Consider the following 19544-nt stretch of genomic DNA (forward strand, 5'->3'; position numbering starts at 1 on the left):
AGGCAGGCCGAAGGTGACGAGGCCGCACTGAGGACGGCCATAAAGGATATTAACGTTCTTTCTGTATGTGACGGGTGATTTCCGGTGCAGGTAACTCCCTCTCTGGCTCCCGCCCCCGCGCTTCAGGTGGCAGGCTGACCTGCGCCTGCCGGTCGAGCTCGCGGGCGGCGTTTGCCACCTCCCGGACCGGAATACCATACCGGGCGTCTTTGTCCCCGGGCTGTGACCTTGCCATTTCTTCCCTGATGTCGCGCATAACGGAATCGGGGATACTCACATCTCTGACTGCATTGGCAGGCACCATTAAACCAGCGGGCAGCTCCCGGACAGATAACGCACGCAGTACAAGGTTTACAGATGCATCATTTACCCCTGCGCCACTGTTTATGAGGTCCTGAGAGGCACGCCTGATCAAAGCCTCATAATCCTGAGCACTTTCGCCCGGGAGTGGCGGCAGTTTTTCCCGGATATTTTCGGCCAGTTGCAGGGCAATATGCGACGGAAGCTCAAATTTCACATCAGTCTGGCCGGCCACCTGAATTGCATCTCTCATTTTTACTGGCAGGTCACCCAGCATATTTCCCAGTTCTGCTTTCACCAGGCTCAGAAGCGTGGCGTCCGGACGGCGCAGCTCTTCCATGTTGCCACCCGCCACCTTCAGCAGCTGTGCAGACGGCAGCTGCCGGTCATGCACGATCAGGACTCCCGCCTCCGGCTTTTCGCGCACTGCGGCAAATCCCTGTGTGAGATCGCTGACGAGCAGGACCTCGCCGCTGCGGCTTTTCTGCAGCATGGCGGCCTGTGCCCCCTCCGTTGCCAGCTGGCGGGGCTGGCCGGGATTAATGACGCCCTTTTCATGGCGCAGCGGAACCAGCGTCAGGCCGGCTGCTTTGCCGTTACCGTCATAAGCCGGCAAGGCTAGATGCGGCTCAGGATACTTGCGTGTGGGTGGAATAATGCGGGCCGTAACCGGTGCGCCGCCGAGTCCGTTACCGTTCAGAAACGCCCGCCCGATGGCGGTTTTCGTCAGCGGCTGGCCCATCGTCCAGATGGCGCGGGCCAGCTTACGCTCAGTTTCCGGCGACAGCGCATCGTGGGCGGTTTTAAAGCCCTTTTCTTCCCGGATTAATGCTTTTTTCCAGAGCTCCACGTTATCGGAGTAAACCTGCACGTGCTCTTTAGCCCTCGACAGGCTGATATAAAATGCCCGCATTCCGCTCATCATGCCACGGCGGCCGGTGGCGCTCTCCAGCGCGATAACAAAGCGACTGCTTGCGCCCTGAGCACCATGACCGGTCACCGCCCACGCATAGTCGATATGCTGGTCAGCCAGAGTATTGCCCGGAGAAATCACCTTCTCACCTGACGCACCTTTCAGTACGACATTTCCATTGTCATGCAGCGCCGTCACCCGGTACTGTTCATGCGCCGCATGGCCTGCCTGCCGCTGAGTTTTGGTCATACGGACGCTGTCACCAGTACGCAGTTCAAGGGTCTGTTGCCAGAAAACCTCGATTTCAGTCGCGTTAAGCTCGGCAGGCGAGTAATAGCGCATCCGGCCATCCTCGTCCCGCAGCAGCACGTTCTTCGTGCCGCGGTCCAGGCCTGTGACCTTCAGGTAACGATCGCCGCTCAGTACAATATGGCCGACCTTCCAGGCATCAAACCTGTTAAAGTCATGGCGTCCGCTGGTAACCCGCTCAAGCACCGGCACCAGGACCGCCTTTCCGCCCAGCTCATTTGCCTCCGTCATCGCCCTGTGAATACCCGCGTTCAGTGCGCGCCTGTCGTCATTCAGTGAGGTCACGATAAGCGTATCTTCACGTGCAGACGGCGTGCGGCTCATGTAGTCGGCCACGATTACGTCATGGACAAGGGGCGCCCTTTTTCCGTCGGGGCCGGGCAGTTCATTGCCATTTTCATCCTTTGGCGGCGGCGGAACTTCAATAACGGAACGTTGCGGCGCCTGGCCGCCCGCCTGACGCGACACCACGGCAGGGGATACGCGGTCAATTTTCTCCAGCGCCGCCGCGGCCTTGTTCTCAATGACGCTGTAAACCGCGCCGCGCAGATCGTCGCTGAGCTGGCGCTTGATTTCCTTCATCACCGCAACATCAATCGGGCTGCGCTCCTGCAGGAGGCGGAAGGGGGCACCGCTCTCCGGTGATTCGAGCTGAGCGACGTCGCCCACCATGACCGCTCGGCCATTGCCCGCCGCGATGGCGCGCAGGGCCTCAGCCGTGTCCTGATTACCCAGCATGGAGGCCTCGTCGATGAGAAAGAGTGTATTGTCATAACTGACCTTTTCGCCGGCGGCGGTGCGCTGCTGCCAGTCAAGCAGAAATGACTTCATGGTCTGACCTTCAATACCGATGCTGCGCATTTCTTTCACAGCACGGTGCGTCGGCCCGAGGCCGATAACGACTGGCCGCACGGTTTCGGGCAGTGTATCAATGGCCGTTTTGACAGCGTCAAACTGCGTGGTTTTACCTACGCCTGCGTAACCCTGTACCGCCGTAAAGCGGTCAGCACTCTCAAGGATAAGTGCGGACGCGTCGCGCTGTCCGGCTGTCAGGCTGGCGGGCAGCACGGCTGCGGCACTGGTCATCAGCGGTGTCAGGGCGTTCTTTCCGGCCTCAATTTCCCTGACGATCGCTTTCTCCATCTCCCATGTGGCGCGGGCTACATAGCGGATTTCGCCGTCATACGGCACCTTAATGAGCTCCCCGGCCTGCTCTAATCGGACTATCTCTCCGCCGACCCCGCCTGTGCTGCCAAGAAATTCGGCCGCTTTTTCTATCAGCTGCGCAAACGGAAAAGCGACATCTCGCATATTAGATACTGCCCGGGAGACCGCTTTCTGCGCATCGGTCTGAATGCCGGCTTTCAACGCGTCCATCGCTTCACCGGCCTCCTCGCGGCCGCTCAGCTGGCGGACCAGCTCCAGCGGTGTACGGTTATCCCGCAGGCGCCCGAGTTTTTCTTCCGCACGACCCAGCGCTTCGCCGGTAAAAATTTCAGCCTTGTTTCCGGACTGCGCCAGCGAATTCATCATGTTGGCGGACAGGTCGCGGGCGCCAAGTGATGCAAGCACCGTACCCGTCTCGCTGTCCCGGCTACCTGGCGCGCTGACGTAACCGTGGGTAACGTATAGAGGGCCATCCGTACTGAGGCGAAGCTGACGCTTCTGCCCGTCCCGCTGAACCGTCAGCATGCCATTTTCCACCGACGTTACCCTGAGCCGATCGCGGGCCCTGACGCCGGCTTCTTTATCGGCCGCGAGCGCAAAAAGTTGCTCACCTGGCGCCACGCTGAGGGTGACGCGCGTGAACAGGCGCCAGTCGCCGGTCAGGGCTGTCATCTTCACCCGGCTCAGCACGCCGTCACCGTCAATCAGGGTCAGCATGCGCGTATCCTCATGCACACGATCGATGACATAGTGACGCGTTTCCTCTTTTTCCGTGCGATCTTCAAGTACCATACCTGCCCGGTAGGTAGACGGAAGCCGGCGTTCTTTGGCAGAGGCAAAAACAGGGCTGCGAGCCTCGACTTCTGCTGTATCACGCCCGAGTTTGCCGGCGTTCTGCAGCGCGTCGCGGATGACGCTGGTGAGCTGCTGCTGTTCACGGGCACCCGTCACGACAGCGGTTACAGGCGCGTCTCCGCCGCTGAGTTCGGCATAGCGATCGGCCAGAACCTGATACCGCTCGCGCTTGTCCTGAATACTCAGCACCCGGACGTCCATTTCAGGTGCCGGGGTGCTCAGCGTGAGGCGCTCCGCCCCGGCTGAAGCCAGTACGGAAAGCGCACTGGCATTAGACTGACGGCCGGCGCTGTCAAGGAACAGCAGCTGCGCGTTCTTTTCCCGCGCCTCGGCGGTCAGAACCAGCACTTCCTTCAGCCCGAGTTTTTCCGCGCCCTCAATAATCAGCGTGCTCTGCACGCCGAGGCTGAACGTGCTGTCCAGCACGCGGCTGCGCGACAGCAAATCGTTCTTCAGCAGCGGGGATTTCCCAAAGCTCAGCGCACGCTCTGCGGAGCTGGACAGCACTTTCACGTCCCGCCCCTGCTCCCGTGACATTGTCACCAGCTCCTCGGTAGTTTCGCGCAGGCGCTGCACGGAAGCTGGCGCATTCAGAATGGCCACCGGTGCTCGCGCCGCTTTTTCAAGATGTGCCGGCGGCGCTTTTGAAAAGATGCGCATATTCGCCACTTTATTCTCTCTAAGGATTTCGGCCGTCAGCGACTGTACGGAGAGCTCATCAAGCAGGTGGATCTGTGAGGTGAACACGCCCTTTTCGCCGTCGAGCGGTGTCAGCAGGTCTTCACTGATTGCCTGATCGATGGCCCTGCGCAGGTCTGGCAGCTTCTGCTGCGTTTCACCCGCATCGTGGGCGGTCAGCAACAGATCACCATAGGTAAAGCGGGTCCGGCTGTCGCTCAGCACGGAAATGGCGGTGCGGACCGCGTCCATCGCCGGCACAGGGGCGTCCTGCACCTCACCCGCTTCAGGACGGGACATTTCACGTTCACGCGCTTCATTCATGACGCCCTGAATGTCAAAGCCGGTATCTTCCATCTGACGCTGCCAGCGCGCCTGCAGCCGGGCACGACCGTCAGCAGTTTCGGGTTTAGCGATCGGGTCATCTTTAACCTGTGCTGACGGCGATGATATGTCCTTATCCGCTGTTTCAGCGGCTGACAGCGTACTTTCCGGCGCAGGCTCTGCAGGCCCGTCTTTATTCTGTACTGACGGCGTTAAAAATTCTTTACCTGCTGTTTCAGAGACTTCTTCTGCAGCTGACAACGTGCTCTCCGGTCCGCGTTCTGCCGGCAAGTCTTTATCCTCTGCTGACGGTGCTGACGTTTCTTTATCCGCTGTTGCAGGGGTTTTATCTGTTACTGCCGCAGCCCGCTCCGGCGCAGGCTCAGCCTGCACGGGTATGGAGGAAGATTTAGGCCGGGTGCGCCCCGGTGCCGCCTCGTCCTCACCATAGCGGCTGATGTCCTGCTTACGCTGGCGCGTATCGAGTGCGGCCACGTCGCGGCTCTTCAGCGAGGCATCCTCGCCGGCGCGTGCGTGGATTTCCCGGTGGCGCGAGGAAAACTCATCCAGCACCGCTTCCGTAAAGCCCTTTATCTCCCACAAATCATGACGGCCGCCGGTCGGCACGGTTTCATAGCCGATAGCCTCAGCCTTACCTTTAAGGACATTACGGTAAATTTTGCCGTACGTTATCTGGTTGCGGTATGCCGTTTCGATAAAGCCGGCACCGTGAATGGTGTCGGTGGCCAGCGCCTTCCATTTGCCGTCCAGCTCCGTGACGTTGGCCATCACCGCGTGCGTGTGGATCTGCGGATCGAGGTTGCGGGAGGTGTCGTGCGTGAACAGGGCGGCGACCATTTTTCCGCTGGTCACGATGCGCGTGACGCCCTCCTTCGTGTCCCGGGCGCTTACCGTCTGCTCCATGATGGCCAGCGTCTCTTTTACTGCGTCATGGTGTGCCTCCAGCAGGCGTTTATCGCCGCCGGCAAGGATAAGCATCGAGACGCTTTTGGGTGCTGAAAAGGTAAAGTCGTGCCCCGGACGATGCACGTGGGCACCCTGCACCTCCTTACCCAGCATCACGCCGTTGGGCAGATTGCCGTGCAGAATGTCCGTGAACGTATCCAAATCAACCGGCCCCTCAAGCCCGAGTTCACGCGCACCCTCACCCATCCACTGCGTGGGCATGTCATCCAGAAAGTAATAGTTATCCTTGCTGCTGTAGTAGCCGGCAGCGTCGGCGGCCGAAGCCACCGGAGCAACGGTCATCATCGTTCATACCCTCCCGGGTCCAGGATGTCACTCATCTCCTGATACGCGTCGTAGTCGTCGCGATGTCGCAGGATGTTTTTTTCGTCATCGGCCATGCGTGCGTTGGCGTCGCTGTACTGCCGGGCATCAGCCTCTTCGCGCTTTTCCTGGTCGGTTTTTCGCGGGCTGATGTGCCGGACGATGAGGCGGCCGCCGTCGTCTTTTTCCATCTGCATGCTGAGCTCAGGCGCTTCACCCTGCGCCGCGCCGTCCTGCGGCACCGCCTCCTCAGCGTTGCTTTCACTGCTTTCTGCTGCTGTAGCCCGGCTTTTACGGCGCGCCAGCATATCGAGTGCGCTGGGTCCGGACGGTTTTGGTCTGATAACGGGTCGTACTGCGGGCTGCGGCGTTTCCGATGGCGACGCTTCTCCCCCGGTGTCTGACGGCGTGACCGGCCGGACAGGTGCCGGCGGCGTCATTTTCGTTTCAGGCGGTGCCTCTGCCGCAGCCTGCTTTGCCGGTATCGGCTCAGCCTCAGCCGCGATGACCGGCGCGGGTACAGTACGTAGCGGGAACGGGCGCACGTTTGAGGGCGGCGGCGTATCACTCACAGCTTCTGATGCGGGTCGTGCCTGAGCCGGCGTCGCAGCAGGTACTGGCGTCACAACCTCCCGCTCAGCAGGTGAAATCGGACGGCTCACGGGCGGCTCAGCTTTTAACGGTGCGGCAGCCGGTGAAGCAGGCACGGTCTCCGGCCCGGATGTGGCGGTGGTGCGGTCACCGTTTTCCAGTATTTCTTCGCCGGTCGGAAACGAAATGTTCGCCGCGCGGGAGCTGCGTTCGTTGCTCTTGATGATTTGTTCGAGCTCCGGACTCAGCCGGTCATGAAAGTCACGCTCAATCAGCGCGGGGTGATATTTTTTCTGTTTGCGATACTTCAGGTTCAGCTTCACCACCGGGTATTCGCCCGGCAGGCGCACATAGAACTGCAGGTTTGGCATCCTCATGATCTGGTCGTAGTCCACGATGGGCTCGTTGACCTTGTCCTTACTGATGGAGATACCATCGCGCACCTGATCAAGACCGTAGCTGTTCTGCTCGCGCGCCTCGCGCCGGCGCTGATGTCCCAGTTCCTCCTCCACGATTTTGGCCACCTCAGCGCTGGGTGAGCGGCCGTAGGCGCGGGTGTTCAGCAGGTCAAAAATGGCTTTGGCCATCTCGCGGCCGTAGATGTGGATCAGCTGTGGCATGTTCTGAATGCCAATCACGAAGCAGGCACCGAACTTGCGCCCCTCGGCCAGCGTCTCGTTTAACTCGGGTATCTTCTGCAGGCCGGCAATTTCATCGCCGATGATCCACACGCGCCTGTCGCTGTCCTCACCCATGCTCTGCAGCAGCAGTGTGGCCATCGACAGCCACATGGTTATCAGCGGGCGTACCGCCTTGCGGTGGCGTGCCGTGGTGGAGATAAACAGCCAGCTACTGTCGTACTGCGCATCGGTCATCCACTCGCGGATGCTGAACTCCGGCTTACCCTCCTTGTCCAGCCCCTGCAGATAGCGCAGCGACTTGGCGTAGTTGGTCAGCACCGAGCGGATGGAAATGGCGGTTTTCTCGATTTTTTCCTCAACCAGGTTGGCCGACGGGGTGTTCTTCAGAAACTCGCGCAGGCTTTTCAGGTCGATGGAGAGACAGGTTTTCAGGAACGCCTCAATGCTGCGGTCAGGACGGGACGCGAACTGCATGGCCGTGTCGCTGAAGATGGTGCGCGATGAGGACACCCAGAACGGGTCGGAGTCGCCCTCAACCGGCATCAGCGCGGCCGTCATGTTCTCGTAGTCCACCACGTCCTGCGCTTCGCGCCACAGCACCCAGTTCTCACAGCGCCTGTCGTGAGCGCAGAGAATTTTATCCAGGCGCTCGTCGTAGTGGGTCTCGATGAAGGTGCCGCCGGAATCGTAAACAATCGCGCGGTCGCCGCGCCGGCGGATATAGTCCAGCAGCCAGCGGATGAGCGTGGACTTGCCTACATTAACTGTGCCGTGAATGAGAAAGTTCATAATCTCGGCGTTCTTCACCATGTTCAGGCCGCCAATCTGCAGATCGGACTTCTGACCGGCTTTTTTCAGCAGCCGGTTGACCTCTTTAGGCTGGTCAGTAAGGGTCATGCCCGAGATAAACTCGTCCTCACTCTCCCGCTTACCGATGCGCCCCACATACCAGGCGATGAGGCACCAGAGCAGGCTGGCGGTGATACCGCAGGCGCTGGCGATAAAGCGCAGGTTCGTCAGAAACTGGCGGCCCATGTCCTGCATCCACGGATTGGCCAGCAGCTGCGCCGGCGTCAGCTTTATCGTGCACAGCTGCGCACTTTCATCGCAGTGCCAGAAGATGTCCCACGTGGCTTCAGCCGCACGCGGTGACAGGCCCAGCAGAGAGTGGCTGGGCCACGCTGCCCAGTACCAGAAGCCATTACGGAGCACGTCATCCGGCGTCGTAAGCCAGAACAGCACGCCAGTGGCCACTACGAACAGCAGCAGCATCCAGTGAAAAATCCAGTTGCTGACCTGCACAAACATGCGCAGCCGGTAGGCCGTCATCTGGCCGCCCTGCGTCAGGTATTTGGGTGTAAAACTCATGGGGAACTCCGGATAGCACGCAGGCGCAGCCCGCCCGGAAAAACCGGGCAGGCTGACGGCACAAAGAAAAGTGGCAGAGAGGGCCGCTCAGGCCCCGGAGATTATTCCAGCGTGACGGACGCAGGGGTGCTGATAAGCCCCGCCCGGCGCAGCAGCCAGATGCCGGCCATGACGGGGATAGCACAGGCGAAGATAAACAGATTCCAGCAGGCCAGCGTGAGCGCGGAAAGCACGCAGCCGGCAGTCATGACCAGCAGAACCAGCAGCAGCGTGATAACCCCCGGCGGCATCATGTCGCCCTGTGCCATTCGGGTGGCAAGGTCCCAGGCATACAGATGGCTGTGTGACATGATGGTTTTTACGATATCCGGCCCGGACTGCCACAGCACGATGGCGCTCCAGGCGAAACACAGGGTTAACCAGATAACAAATGTGCGTGCCGCACCGTTGAGAGTGAGCATAGGTATTTCCTTCAAAAAGTTAAGGTCGGGGATGAAGTACAGCCGTTACAACGCAGACTCCGGCACGCTGCGGGGAAGGCACCCCGCTGAGCATGAGGGATATAGGTCGGTTAAATCTGAGCCACGCTTCCGCTACCCCGTATATCAGGGAGAAACGTGGAAATATGAGGTCCCGTAAGGGAGGAGGGCAGCACCCGTGGTGTTGATGCTGCCCCGGTGTCCGCTGCCCGGGGGGCGCAGACGGGGGTCGGCAGGCGCCCCGTTGTCAGGAGAGATTTTCTTATTTCCCCTTAAGGCGCATGCCGCCGGCTTTACAACCGGTCGTTAAGTAATACCAGGAATTTCAGCGCCCTGCAAGCCGCCATATCTTTATAACGGTTATCCGGAGCGCCGCAGCGAAAGCTATGCCACAAACACTTACGGTCAGCACGTACAGAAACATGGCTCCGATCATAAAGTGACGAAGCGACCCGGCCCCGGGTGCCCCGCGGACAGCATCATAAACCCGTAATGCCGCACTCAGATTGTCCAGCAGCCAGTCGTCTGTCAGCGCGATAAGCGTCAGCGAGCACAAAAGCGCCAGGAACGAGACGGTAATGATGACAGTCAATGACGTCGCTGATGTCTCGCCAGAATTACGCACTCAGGCCTCCCGGAACAGGCGTCTGGCTTTACATAATACCTGCGACAGATTTGGCCAGCTGCGCTTCAAGCACAGGCTTAGCCTCTTCAAACTTCAGGTTCACCTTATTAGCATTTGAAACGACGCGGGTCTGATATTTCATGCGGTTGCCTTCTTCGCTGCTGGTCTGCAGCTTGATGCCCGATGAACCCTGGCGCAGCGCCGCCACGTTATCCGTGGTCACGGCGGCCTTGCTGCGTTCGGAAATCTGCAGATCGGTCACCATTGTGTAATTAACGTCTTCCACCATTGCGTCCGCTGCCATACCCGCCAGGCCTGCCGCAAGGCCTACGCCCAGAATGGCACCGCCGGACGTGCTGTTGTAGGCGGTAATACCTGCGCCCAGCGCGGCACCGGTAGCGGCACCTTCATATCCGGTTGACAGGAATCCCTGCGTCTGACGCAAGTCCATCTTTTCTGCCTTCAGCACGTTAGCCTGAATCCAGTAGTAGGCGGCATCAGGACTGGAGGTCACGGTATAGCCTTTTGCGCGCAGGTCCTGCGCCAGCATCGGCTCCAGATCGCTCATGTCTTTATCGGAGGTATTACGCACCTGCAGGTAAACCGTTTTCTGACTGGATGGCTCCAGCCAGACGGTCTGACTCATCTGCGTTTTGACATCGAGATTGCGTTTTTTGATGGCGGTGCTCATGGCACTGCATCCGGAAAGCATCAGAGAGGCAGCAGCGATTGCTGCCACGAAGGCGTTGCGGTTTTTCATTGACGTATCCTTGTTAAACGGAAAAAACGGGACAGGCGCGCCCCGGGGCACGCTGTTTTAAATGGGAGTTTGAAAATAACCCCCTTCGTCAGAGTGCCGGAAGGGGTATCGGCAGAAGCCGGGGGGAACTTAAATCTTTTTAATGAGGCTGCTGATTTTTTCGAGGGCAAGACCTGCACCGAGTCTGTTGATTTCCATTCCAACAACCAAGTTAACTACAAATAAAAGAGCAAACTCTAATACAGGTACGCCGAAAGCAAACCATGAGATAAAACTTGATAAAATCACTGAAAGAAACATAAACGCCAAGAAAAAAGCGATTGTACGAAAAACGATTTTCCTTAAGTGACTAAACAATAATGACTTCTTACGCACATCATCAGGAATAGCCAGATATAACAATAAGTTATTGTAAGCCATAATTGAAAAAATCACTCCGACTATAACTGTAGGAATGACTACTAGCAGGCCATCTGTAGTCAGGAAATCAATATAGCCTTCTGAGTAAGCATATTTGTACTTTAGAGAGTTAATATAATAAAACGTCCATGTATTAACCAAGCTTAGTAAGATCGATAGGGCTGGTATGAAAAAACTCTTTTTGAGTAAATCTGATGCACAGGCTATGACCGTATGCCCAGAAGCAAGTTTCTCAGTTAGCATTGCCATATCTGCATCAATTTCAGCTTTAGTGAATTGACTCATATTCCCTCTCCCAATATACGCTTATGAAGCCTTTTTCTGCTGCTCTCTAAGCCGTTCAAGTTTTTCTGTAAAATTATCCGTTTCGCTGCCATCAACCAAAGGTTTTGTTTGCCTTAAATCCTCTTCAGTACGGCCAATCTGCTGACTTCTGACCGCGCCCTGATGCTCATTTCTGAGTATATCACTGGACGTCTGAACAGTGGTTTTATTTTCGGCGATTTTGCCATCATTTTCCCTGACAGTTTCCATAAGGCCAGATCTTTGTGCTGCGACCTGATTAGCGACATTGTTCTGAATGCCGGCGCCTGCGGCCTGCTCGCTCACACGTTTTGACCCGCTGCGGAAATCTTCTCGCATTTCCTGAGAAGGGACACCCGCCGGACCGCTGAGATTCCGCTCTCCCTGCCGCGTGCTGACTTCAGCTGTCTGTCCTTTCCTGACGACAGCATTCTGCGACGAACTTTCAGCGGGTCCATAGCTGTCAGCCGGTGAGGTACCCGACAGAGCCTGTCCGGAAGCCTGTGCGCCGGCGGGCAGCGTAGTTCCACGGTCCGCAGATGTCCCTGCTGCATCCAGCGAACGTGCCGGCTGGAGCGGCTCACTGTTAACCTGGTCAGTCCGTGCGCCATAGTTACGCATGATTTCAGGTTCAAGCCGCTCATGCATAAATTCAGTAGCCGCGCCCTGCGCGCTTCTGACGTTTGTCAGGATGTTCTGGGCGTCACTGCCATATTTAGCAGTTGTCCAGTCCACAAATTCCTGATTGTAGTTGGCGTCCAGGCTGGCGCTCTGCGTCTGCGACAGCGTGGCCATGCGGCTGAATTCCTGACTGCGCGTGCTGCTCTCGGTGTACTGATGGTACTGACTCTTCGCATCATTAAGCGTCGCTGCGAACTGCTGAGCGTTAGAGCTGGACTGATTATCAGTATGACTCCCTGAATCGCTCAGACGGGTCGATGTCACCATGTCCACGCCCTCGCGGAAATCACGCGCCTCCTGACTGCTCTGGTCCTGACGGTTGTCACGGCCCTCAGCGTGGCTGTCCTGCGTACCGTGCGAGCTGCCGGACGTGTGTCGCCAGTCTGTATTGACGTTCGCTTCTCCGCCGGCGCTGAGGCCGGTTGCCCACTTGCCGAGTTTGCCCGCCAGCTGGTCACCGGAGTCAAATTTAACATAGCCTCTGGCACCTGCACCTGCACTGCCCTGGTTGGTGATGTCCATCAGCTGGTTGTAGGCCTGCTGTTCAGAAACATTGTGCGACTTCGCATAGTTCTCAACGGCAGACTGCATTTTGCTCGCGCCTTTAGAGACATTCGTTGCCACACTGTTGTCGCTGCCCTGCGTCATGCTGTCGCTGTTACCGCTCTGCTGCGTCAGCTGGTTCATCTGCTGGAAGCCGCTGGTCACGCTGTGGTTATAGCCATCAAGCGAACTCTGCGCCTGCTGCTGTGCCTGCCGTGCCTGCTCGGAGAATCCGCTACTGGCGAGTGAACTTAAGCGCATGCTGACAGGCAGGTTTGATATCGCCTGGCTGGTATCCACTACGGTGTGTCCGTCCGCCGTCTGCGTCATCATCGCGTTATTACCGGTCTGGAAGCCCTGAGACCCCGAGCGGCGCAGCATATTGGTGTCAAACTTGTTGGCGCTGACGTTATCCATCGACATGTTGTTAAACGACCAGTTGCCGTCCGCCGTCGTGGAAGCCTGTCCGCCGGTCGCAAACGCCGCCGAGCTCATCACTCCCCCAACGGCCTGTGAGGCCACAGACGCCGCGCCTTTGGTCAGGAAAAAGGCGAGCACCGGTATCGACATGCTCAGGTAGCCCGCGATGTTGGCCGCGTCTGAGTGCTGCAGCGCGACCTGATCCTGACTGGCCAGCACCAGCGGCGTGGCTCCGGTCTTCGTCTGCAGATAAAAGTTGGCCAGCGAGTTAAGGATGGCGAACATCACCGGCCACATCGTGAAGTAAACAAAACCGCCGGCGTACAGCTTCAGCGTTTTAAGCCCGAAGATGTCGTGATTTACCAGCGCAAGCGCGATGACCAGCGGGAACAGCGCAATCAGTACCAGTATCATCAGCGACTGGAACATCGGCAGCGTACGCGACGCTATCACGCCGCCCGCGCCCCAGCTGATGCGCTGCTTGGTCATACTGGACTCGGTGGCCAGATTCAGCAGGTTGGCCGTGTCGGAAGAGCGCGCCGCAAAACCTTTCCAGCCGTCACGGATGGCCGCATTGGTAATATTATTACGCATAATCTGCGCTGCGCTCAGGCCGCCTGCATAGAAGAAGTTGTAGCTCTCATCCATCGCGTTGCCGAGCAGCGTGTCCCCGCTGACGCGGCTGCCGAACACGCGCGTGGCCAGTACATGCCAGGTCGTGCCGCCGATGCGCACGTCCGCCCCGATCAGATTTTTGACGACCGCAGCCGCCTGCTGGCAGGTGATAAACTGCCGCCCACTGCCCGTATCCTGATAAAGACCGCGCAGCGGGCTCGGGTTATTCGTAATCAGCGTCAGCGGATCGGTGCTGTTCAGCAGCTGTGACACGGTGTACTTGTTATTCAGCAGGATATCCCCCACCACGCAGTTTTCCACATAGTCGGTAAGCATGCCGGCCAGCTGCGGATTCTGTGACCGGAAGTCCGTGGTCTGTGCCACAATCTGCGAACCGAACAGCATGCCGGACTTCGTATAGGTCAGCGAGTCCGGGCGCGAGAAGCTGTACTCATAAAGCCGCGCCACGCCGAACTGCACTGACGTGGTCAGCCCGGCGATGAAGGCCAGGCCGGCCGGCACGTTATCGACCTGATAAACTGCCGCCGGATCGGTGACATCAAGTATCTGCACGCTGCGCTTCGGAACGAGCAGCACCGACGTGATGACAAAAAAGATGGCCAGCCAGCTGGCAAAGACCATCGGGTTGCGCGATTTGATGAAGCTGACGATCACGCCCAGCACGCCAAAAAGCCCGGCGATACGTTTTAACGTGTCATAGGTGTCGCTGCCGATAACGGTGACGACGCCGTTAAACACCTGACGCCACATGTCACCGCCGTAAATGGTCCAGACCTCAGTCATTGCCCGTTCCCCACTGATAGTTGCCCTGATAGGACGTCGAGATAATGGTGGATACCTGCTGCTGCAGGTACTGCATGTTGCGATCGATACCGTCCAGCGCGTTCTGGTCGGCGGTACTCTGCAGCTTCATCTGTGCCAGCAGCGAGGTTGCAGCCAGCACGTTGTTACGCAGCTCGCCGGCTGCCTGCTCGGGGAAGTTTTTACCGGCCAGTGACTGGCTCGCCTGTTTTACCAGCTCCTGCAGGTACTGGATCATCATGTCCTGCGCGATAAAGTCGGCGACCTGTATCAGGTAGGTCGGGCTCATGCCCATGCTGCGGGAGTTGGTCAGGTATTTCAGCACCGGCACCGAGGTGGTGTTGATGAAGCCTTTCTCTCTGTCCGACAGGCCGGTATCGGCCGTGAGCTTGCTGTCGATAGAAATCATCAGGTTTCTTACCTGCGTCACCAGCGCCACATCGCTGCTGACCGTGACGCTGGCCACCGTCGGCCCGAGGCACAGGTCCTGCTCATCACAGCCGTACATCTTCGCGGTGCCGCCGCGCATCAGCACGGTAATGATGTCGCGGTTATCAACCAGCGGCGTCAGGACGGTGACCTGTCCGGCTTTATTGAAGATGATGGAGCCCACTACGCTCATCACCAGTTCCTTCAGCTGGCGGTTACCGTCGAACAGGTGATTGCGGCCCAGCGCGTCCCAGATGAGATTTTTGTTTTTCAGCACCTGATCCTTCATGTTGGCGGACGCCCGGCCGGTGACGCTGTCACCCTGACCGCCCACGGTGCAGCCCTGACGCGACGCCGCCCAGTCGGAGAAAATGTTGCTCTCACCTGCAATGTCCTGACAGATTTTCTGGTTCGATACCTGAGACACCGGCCACAGGCCGCCGATGATGCCCTGCGCGGCCTGACAGGAGCTCATGTTGGCGGAGTTCACGTCCGAGGCGAGTTTCTGCAGAAAGTCTTTGGCCTGCTTGAGCTCCGGCACCATCGTCTGCAGTGCCAGGTCAAAGGCGTAGCCAGCCGCATTACTCATGATCTGCTTAACGAATCGCTGCAGTTCGGCCCCGTTGATGTAGGAAAAGGCGCCCAGATAGGAGTCAATGCCACCGCAGCCGGCGTTGAGTGACGGTACCTGCATTGAGATGAGCTGCACCTGTTTGACCGGGTTACGCAGATAGATGGAGCCGCCGGTAACGTAGCCTGCGGCCTGACCCTGCCATGCCTGCGCCTTTGAGACGTTGCCGTCAAAGCCGAGGCTGCCAAAGTAGCCGTTCAGGTCACCCTGCACGTCGGCAAAGGCCGGCGCACTCAGGGTAAGCGCAGCCAGAGCGCCTGTTAGGAACTGACGCAGATTCATGATGTTTTCCCCGCCTGCAAGTGTGTACGTTCTTTCATTGAAAACTCCGTTCATTCATAAATCCGTGCCGGCGCAGGGTGATGCTGGTCAGCACGCCGCAGCCGAAGCCACCGGCAAGGGAGAACAGGAACAGCAGCGGATAAAGCTGCAGACCGCTGAGCACCAGCGCGTCAGAACCGTAAGTCATGCCATCCATACGGCCGGCAATTTCACAGGCGAGCCAGGCATACAGGGCGGCGGCGGCCAGCAGTGAGGCGCAGACAAGCAGCAGCGCAGTCTCCAGTCGGGAGAGCGTTAACGTTTTTTCAGTCATGGGTATTCCGTCGGCGGCACAGCCGCCCGTATTACTGCGGGGTCAGTGAGGCACTGCTCGGAACCGGACCCAGCGTGTCCGGTGGAAGGTTATCGATATCGGCTTCGATCATCTGCGCCAGTCGCTGGCTCATGGTTCCCATGTCCGTCTCACCCTGAAACAGCGGGTAGGCCACGTTGGTGTTCACGTTGACCATAAAGGTGGTCGGCGTTGCGATGGGCAGCCCGTTGCCGAAGAATGTCAGGATCTCACCGGCAATCGGCTCATTCGGTCCCGCCTTACGCGGGATAAGCGCAATGGGAAAAGCTGCATCGCCGTAGCCATCAAGCGTATAGGGGTACACCTTTATCCCTTCCGAATCAGCCCAGGACTTCAGCAGCGGGTCAAACTTCGCGCTGTACTGACAGCCGCGCTGCATAAAGACCACCACCGCATAATCGTTCAGGTTTACCTGCCGCCCGTCGGTGAGGGACATTATTCTGGGGGGCTTTACGGGTGCCGAACGCACCGGGCGGGTCCCGGGCAATCCGAAATCCGGCAGCTGCGCACCGCGCTGCCCCTTCGCCTGCTCAAGCGCAGCAATGTCCGAGGCCACCGACGCCTGTGCGAATACCGGCAGCGTCAGCAGTACCATCAGCAGCACGTTAAGCCTCATGATGGCCTCCCCTGCCGCCGCGCGACCTTCGCCAGGCAATCAGCTCCGCGATGAGGCCCAGCGCGACCAGAACCAGACAGGCTACCGAGACGCCGGCAAGCACGTCGTACGTGAAGCTGACTGACCACGCCAGCAGCTGGCGCAGGCAGTTAAAAATGATGCCTGACATAAACAGTAAGATGATAAGAGGTAAGCGTTTCATTTATGGACTCCCTGAGCGTGGCGGCGCAGGGTTCGCACTGCCACGCCGGCAATAATGGAAAACAGTACGCCGGTGAGGTAGAGGCTGCGCAGCGTAATGTCAGTCTCTGTTGCCCATGCATCACGGCTCTCTGCCGCCTTCACACACTTGACAGGCGGGGGAGCAGGCCTGATATCACTGCTGACCGATACGGCTTTATCCCGTGATGTGTCAGGAACCGGCGGCCAGGTCTCCACGGGCATGGCCTGCGATACGCAGCCCCACACCTGTCCCGCCGGGGCGTCGCGCACCAGCGCGTCGGCCTCATCCAGCAGCCACTGTCCGGCGCCTCCCGAACTGTGTGCTCTGAGCAGGAACAGCAGAAAAAACAGCAGCGCCGGATGGATAACCAGCGTCTGCAGCAGAAAGTTACCTGCCCGATTCGTAGCACGCAGCCGCCCGTGCCAGACCGGAGAAAGAGTCAGCATGATCATGTCCTCAGAAGTTAGGTTTGAAACCGGTGACCACATTGAGAAAGCGCTTCGCAAGGTCGTCCTGCGTCATAAAGCCGTAGGCGAGCGGACGGAAGCTTTTTGACCTGGGGTCAACCAGAAACAGCGCCGGATAGTGCGTAATTCCCATGCGCGCGCTCTGGCCGGCGTCCGGCCGGCTGTCGGGCACCTGCGGCGACACCGTGCCGTCCACGCTGACCGGTATCAGTGATATGTGCCGCAGGCGGGCAAAGTCCGCCACCACGCCGGCCATCTGTGCATCAATCGGGTCACCGCCGCGGTAGAAGTAGAACAGCCCGTACTGGCCGGCAAGCTGGCTGATGGCCTGCGTCTGCTCCTGCTGGTCCCGTGCCTGCTGCAGCGGCGCGGTGCTGTTGTAGTGCGGATGGTCAAGGTTGTAGTCGAGATCCGGATGGTCAAGCTGCGCCACGGCAAAGGACTGGCTGAACATCGAGGCCCGGTCGGTCCAGAACTTCTGCCAGCGCAGGAACGTGGCGGTATGCTCTGCAGACGGGTGGAGGATGGCGTTGTTCAGTGCCTCCTTTGTGTACTCCTTAAGTACGTCCGCCTGCTCTGACGGTGACAGCCTGCTGAAGTCCGGCACCTGCGGCGCGGGCTGCGCTTTAGGTGCCGGCGGGTCCGGCTTTTTCTTCGGCTCGTTGTACCAGTGCCAGCCGGTAAACGGGTCGGCCGGCGTCACCACCGCGTCAGCAGCCGGCGCATCGTCCGCCACCGCCTGTCCGGCAAACATAACCATCACAAGGCTAATCAGCAGTCGCTTCATTATTTACCTCCTGTCTGCGCGTTAACCTGTGCAGCTATGCGGTCCTTTGCCTGTTTGATCATCGTCGCTGAGTCAGGGATTTTCTGATTGGCCATGAGGTCGCTGTAGAAGTCCTGGAAGTTAATCAGATCAAAGTTAATGGCCTGCAGTTCAGGAACCGTAATGCCGCGACAGTTCGGTGAGTCACCGCTGCCAAAGCTGACGTGCAGCTGATCGCGGCGCCCCTGCTCCTGGATGATGCGGGCAAGCTTGCCGCCGAACACGCAGTAGGCCTGCTTCTTCTGCACGCACACCCCCAGCACGGCCTTATTGCAGGCTTCGCCGACCAGAACGGTAACCTTTTTAGCCTTCGCTTTACCGATGGCCATTTCGTCACTGTTGCAGTTGGCCAGCCCCGAACTGTTCCCCCAGCCGGTATCAACGCAGCAGTTTGAGAAGCCGGCCATCGCCTTGCGGCAGTAGAGCGCCTGTCCGGTAAAGGCCTTGATATCTATCTGATCGCCGTTTTTGACGTCATCACCGGCGGAGGCCAGACCGGCAAGCTTGGCCACGGCGGTATCAAAGCCACTGTCGCCGGCACCGTCAGTGCCGTCACAGTCGCCGCTCTGACAGAGATACTGTCCGCCGCACAGCAGGCCCTGCGAGCTGTAGGTGGTCTGGCACTGGTAGGTATCCTGCTCATGCATGCACGTTCCGCCTTCCGCCTCGGTACAGCCGCGGCCGGCAATGGTGCAGTTCCGGTCAGACATCAGCTGAGCGCAGTTACCGGTGGAGTTCACCGGCACGATGTAGCTGTCCTGGTACTGCCAGCAGCCCTGCGTCTGGGTATAGGTCTGGCCGTCGGAGGTAACAGATCGGGAGCCTCCCGGGTCGGTGCAGACGCTGCCGGTACTGGCGGTGGCCTGGGATTTGTCAAAGCTGCAGCTTTCGGACCAGGTCGTGTCGGCCTTTTTGTCGGACACGGTCACGTTAAACGTCACGTCGAGGTGGAACAGCGTGGTGCCGTTATTAATGTATTTAATGAGCGTGTTAATGATGGCATCGAGTCGGGCCCCTTTAGGGGTAATCACGGCAGAGTAAATCTGACCCGCATTAACCTGCTGTCCTGCGACACCCAGGCTGTCAGCCCCCTTGCCGTACCGGAGGGTTACATTGTTGTTCAGTATCGAGGTGACATAATCTGCCCCGGAGTTATAAGACGGGGCCGGGGTATAAACCAGCTGCGTGGTGCCGCTGACGAGCGTAGCCGTTTCAGGAAACGTGAAATCTACCAGTATCTGATTGCCCGAGCGCCGTGCGTTTTTGAGCAGCATATTCATCGTCCGGGTTTCCGTGTGGCTTGAGCCCGTAACAATTACGCTGCCGGTGCGGGCACAGGTCTGGACCTGCGCCACGTCCCTGTCGCAGGTGAAGTTTTCAAATACTGACTTCGACACGACTTTCGCGGTGCACTGGCTGTTGGTACCGTCCACGATGGAGCCGCTGTTCGCCTCCGCATTCTTGCCGTTCTGGATAAAGTCGGCGTTAGGATCAATGGTCACGGCCGGATTCTTGGTTGAAGAGTCCGTGACCGCCTGCCCCGCTTCGTTACTTCCAATCTGAGTCTGTCCCTTATCCTTTATCCCGCCGTCCCCGCCCTGCACGCCGCCGTAA

Annotated in this window: 14 protein-coding genes; all 14 read right to left on the bottom strand. The window is 58.7% G+C overall.

Annotation, left to right across the window (positions count from 1 at the left end):
* Positions 1 to 49: 49 nt before the first annotated feature.
* Positions 50 to 5818, bottom strand: a complete 5769-nt coding sequence (mobF, locus tag IBT54_RS23245; protein ID WP_201253184.1) for a MobF family relaxase — start codon at positions 5816 to 5818, stop codon at positions 50 to 52.
* Complete coding sequence (traD, locus tag IBT54_RS23250; protein WP_201253185.1) at positions 5815 to 8436, bottom strand: type IV conjugative transfer system coupling protein TraD; 2622 nt, start codon at positions 8434 to 8436, stop codon at positions 5815 to 5817. Before traD ends, mobF begins: the two co-directional genes overlap by 4 nt.
* Positions 8437 to 8537: 101 nt before the next feature.
* Positions 8538 to 8897 carry a hypothetical protein gene (locus IBT54_RS23255; protein WP_201253186.1) on the bottom strand — a complete coding sequence of 120 codons (360 nt, stop codon included), beginning with the start codon at positions 8895 to 8897 and terminating at the stop codon, positions 8538 to 8540.
* A 343-nt stretch (positions 8898 to 9240) separates the two neighbouring features.
* Entirely contained in the window at positions 9241 to 9540 is a 300-nt protein-coding gene (locus tag IBT54_RS23260; RefSeq protein ID WP_201253187.1) for a hypothetical protein, read from the bottom strand.
* A gap of 28 nt (positions 9541 to 9568) precedes the next feature.
* On the bottom strand, positions 9569 to 10300 hold the full coding sequence (gene traT, locus IBT54_RS23265) for a complement resistance protein TraT (RefSeq protein WP_167432462.1): 732 nt from the start codon (positions 10298 to 10300) through the stop codon (positions 9569 to 9571).
* Between the two features lie 129 nt (positions 10301 to 10429).
* Complete coding sequence (locus IBT54_RS23270) at positions 10430 to 11005, bottom strand: hypothetical protein (protein ID WP_201253188.1); 576 nt, start codon at positions 11003 to 11005, stop codon at positions 10430 to 10432.
* A 21-nt stretch (positions 11006 to 11026) separates the two neighbouring features.
* The gene (traG, locus tag IBT54_RS23275) at positions 11027 to 14086 is read right to left on the bottom strand and encodes a conjugal transfer mating-pair stabilization protein TraG (RefSeq protein ID WP_201253189.1); all 3060 of its coding nucleotides are present in this window, start codon (positions 14084 to 14086) and stop codon (positions 11027 to 11029) included.
* The gene (gene traH, locus IBT54_RS23280; RefSeq protein WP_201253190.1) at positions 14079 to 15446 is read right to left on the bottom strand and encodes a conjugal transfer pilus assembly protein TraH; all 1368 of its coding nucleotides are present in this window, start codon (positions 15444 to 15446) and stop codon (positions 14079 to 14081) included. Before traH ends, traG begins: the two co-directional genes overlap by 8 nt.
* 34 nt (positions 15447 to 15480) lie before the next feature.
* Complete coding sequence (locus IBT54_RS23285; protein ID WP_201253191.1) at positions 15481 to 15759, bottom strand: hypothetical protein; 279 nt, start codon at positions 15757 to 15759, stop codon at positions 15481 to 15483.
* A 31-nt stretch (positions 15760 to 15790) separates the two neighbouring features.
* Positions 15791 to 16414 (bottom strand): F-type conjugal transfer protein TrbB, encoded by a 624-nt coding sequence (trbB, locus tag IBT54_RS23290; RefSeq protein WP_201253192.1) that lies wholly within the window; start codon positions 16412 to 16414, stop codon positions 15791 to 15793.
* On the bottom strand, positions 16404 to 16616 hold the full coding sequence (locus IBT54_RS23295) for a hypothetical protein (protein ID WP_201253193.1): 213 nt from the start codon (positions 16614 to 16616) through the stop codon (positions 16404 to 16406). Before IBT54_RS23295 ends, trbB begins: the two co-directional genes overlap by 11 nt.
* Positions 16613 to 17083, bottom strand: coding sequence for a hypothetical protein (locus tag IBT54_RS23300; protein ID WP_201253194.1), 471 nt, complete (start codon positions 17081 to 17083; stop codon positions 16613 to 16615). Before IBT54_RS23300 ends, IBT54_RS23295 begins: the two co-directional genes overlap by 4 nt.
* Before the next feature lie 10 nt (positions 17084 to 17093).
* On the bottom strand, positions 17094 to 17891 hold the full coding sequence (gene traF / locus IBT54_RS23305) for a type-F conjugative transfer system pilin assembly protein TraF (protein ID WP_201253195.1): 798 nt from the start codon (positions 17889 to 17891) through the stop codon (positions 17094 to 17096).
* On the bottom strand, positions 17891 to 19544 hold a 1654-nt coding region (gene traN, locus IBT54_RS23310), incomplete at its 5' end, for a type-F conjugative transfer system mating-pair stabilization protein TraN (protein ID WP_201253196.1). The genes traF and traN, both read right to left, overlap by 1 nt.

This window comes from Pantoea sp. S62, from assembly GCF_016658625.1.
Classification (GTDB): Bacteria; Pseudomonadota; Gammaproteobacteria; order Enterobacterales; family Enterobacteriaceae; genus Pantoea; species Pantoea vagans.

What these genes read in the sequence shown, in the direction of transcription:
- mobF (WP_201253184.1), bottom strand. Translation starts at nt 5,818, where the DNA reads ATGATGACCGTTGCTCCGGTGGCTTCGGCCGCCGACGCTGCCGGCTAC.
- traD (WP_201253185.1), bottom strand. Translation starts at nt 8,436, where the DNA reads ATGAGTTTTACACCCAAATACCTGACGCAGGGCGGCCAGATGACGGCC.
- IBT54_RS23255 (WP_201253186.1), bottom strand. Translation starts at nt 8,897, where the DNA reads ATGCTCACTCTCAACGGTGCGGCACGCACATTTGTTATCTGGTTAACC.
- traT (WP_167432462.1), bottom strand. Translation starts at nt 10,300, where the DNA reads ATGAAAAACCGCAACGCCTTCGTGGCAGCAATCGCTGCTGCCTCTCTG.
- IBT54_RS23270 (WP_201253188.1), bottom strand. Translation starts at nt 11,005, where the DNA reads ATGAGTCAATTCACTAAAGCTGAAATTGATGCAGATATGGCAATGCTA.
- traG (WP_201253189.1), bottom strand. Translation starts at nt 14,086, where the DNA reads ATGACTGAGGTCTGGACCATTTACGGCGGTGACATGTGGCGTCAGGTG.
- traH (WP_201253190.1), bottom strand. Translation starts at nt 15,446, where the DNA reads ATGAATCTGCGTCAGTTCCTAACAGGCGCTCTGGCTGCGCTTACCCTG.
- IBT54_RS23285 (WP_201253191.1), bottom strand. Translation starts at nt 15,759, where the DNA reads ATGACTGAAAAAACGTTAACGCTCTCCCGACTGGAGACTGCGCTGCTG.
- trbB (WP_201253192.1), bottom strand. Translation starts at nt 16,414, where the DNA reads ATGAGGCTTAACGTGCTGCTGATGGTACTGCTGACGCTGCCGGTATTC.
- IBT54_RS23295 (WP_201253193.1), bottom strand. Translation starts at nt 16,616, where the DNA reads ATGAAACGCTTACCTCTTATCATCTTACTGTTTATGTCAGGCATCATT.
- IBT54_RS23300 (WP_201253194.1), bottom strand. Translation starts at nt 17,083, where the DNA reads ATGCTGACTCTTTCTCCGGTCTGGCACGGGCGGCTGCGTGCTACGAAT.
- traF (WP_201253195.1), bottom strand. Translation starts at nt 17,891, where the DNA reads ATGAAGCGACTGCTGATTAGCCTTGTGATGGTTATGTTTGCCGGACAG.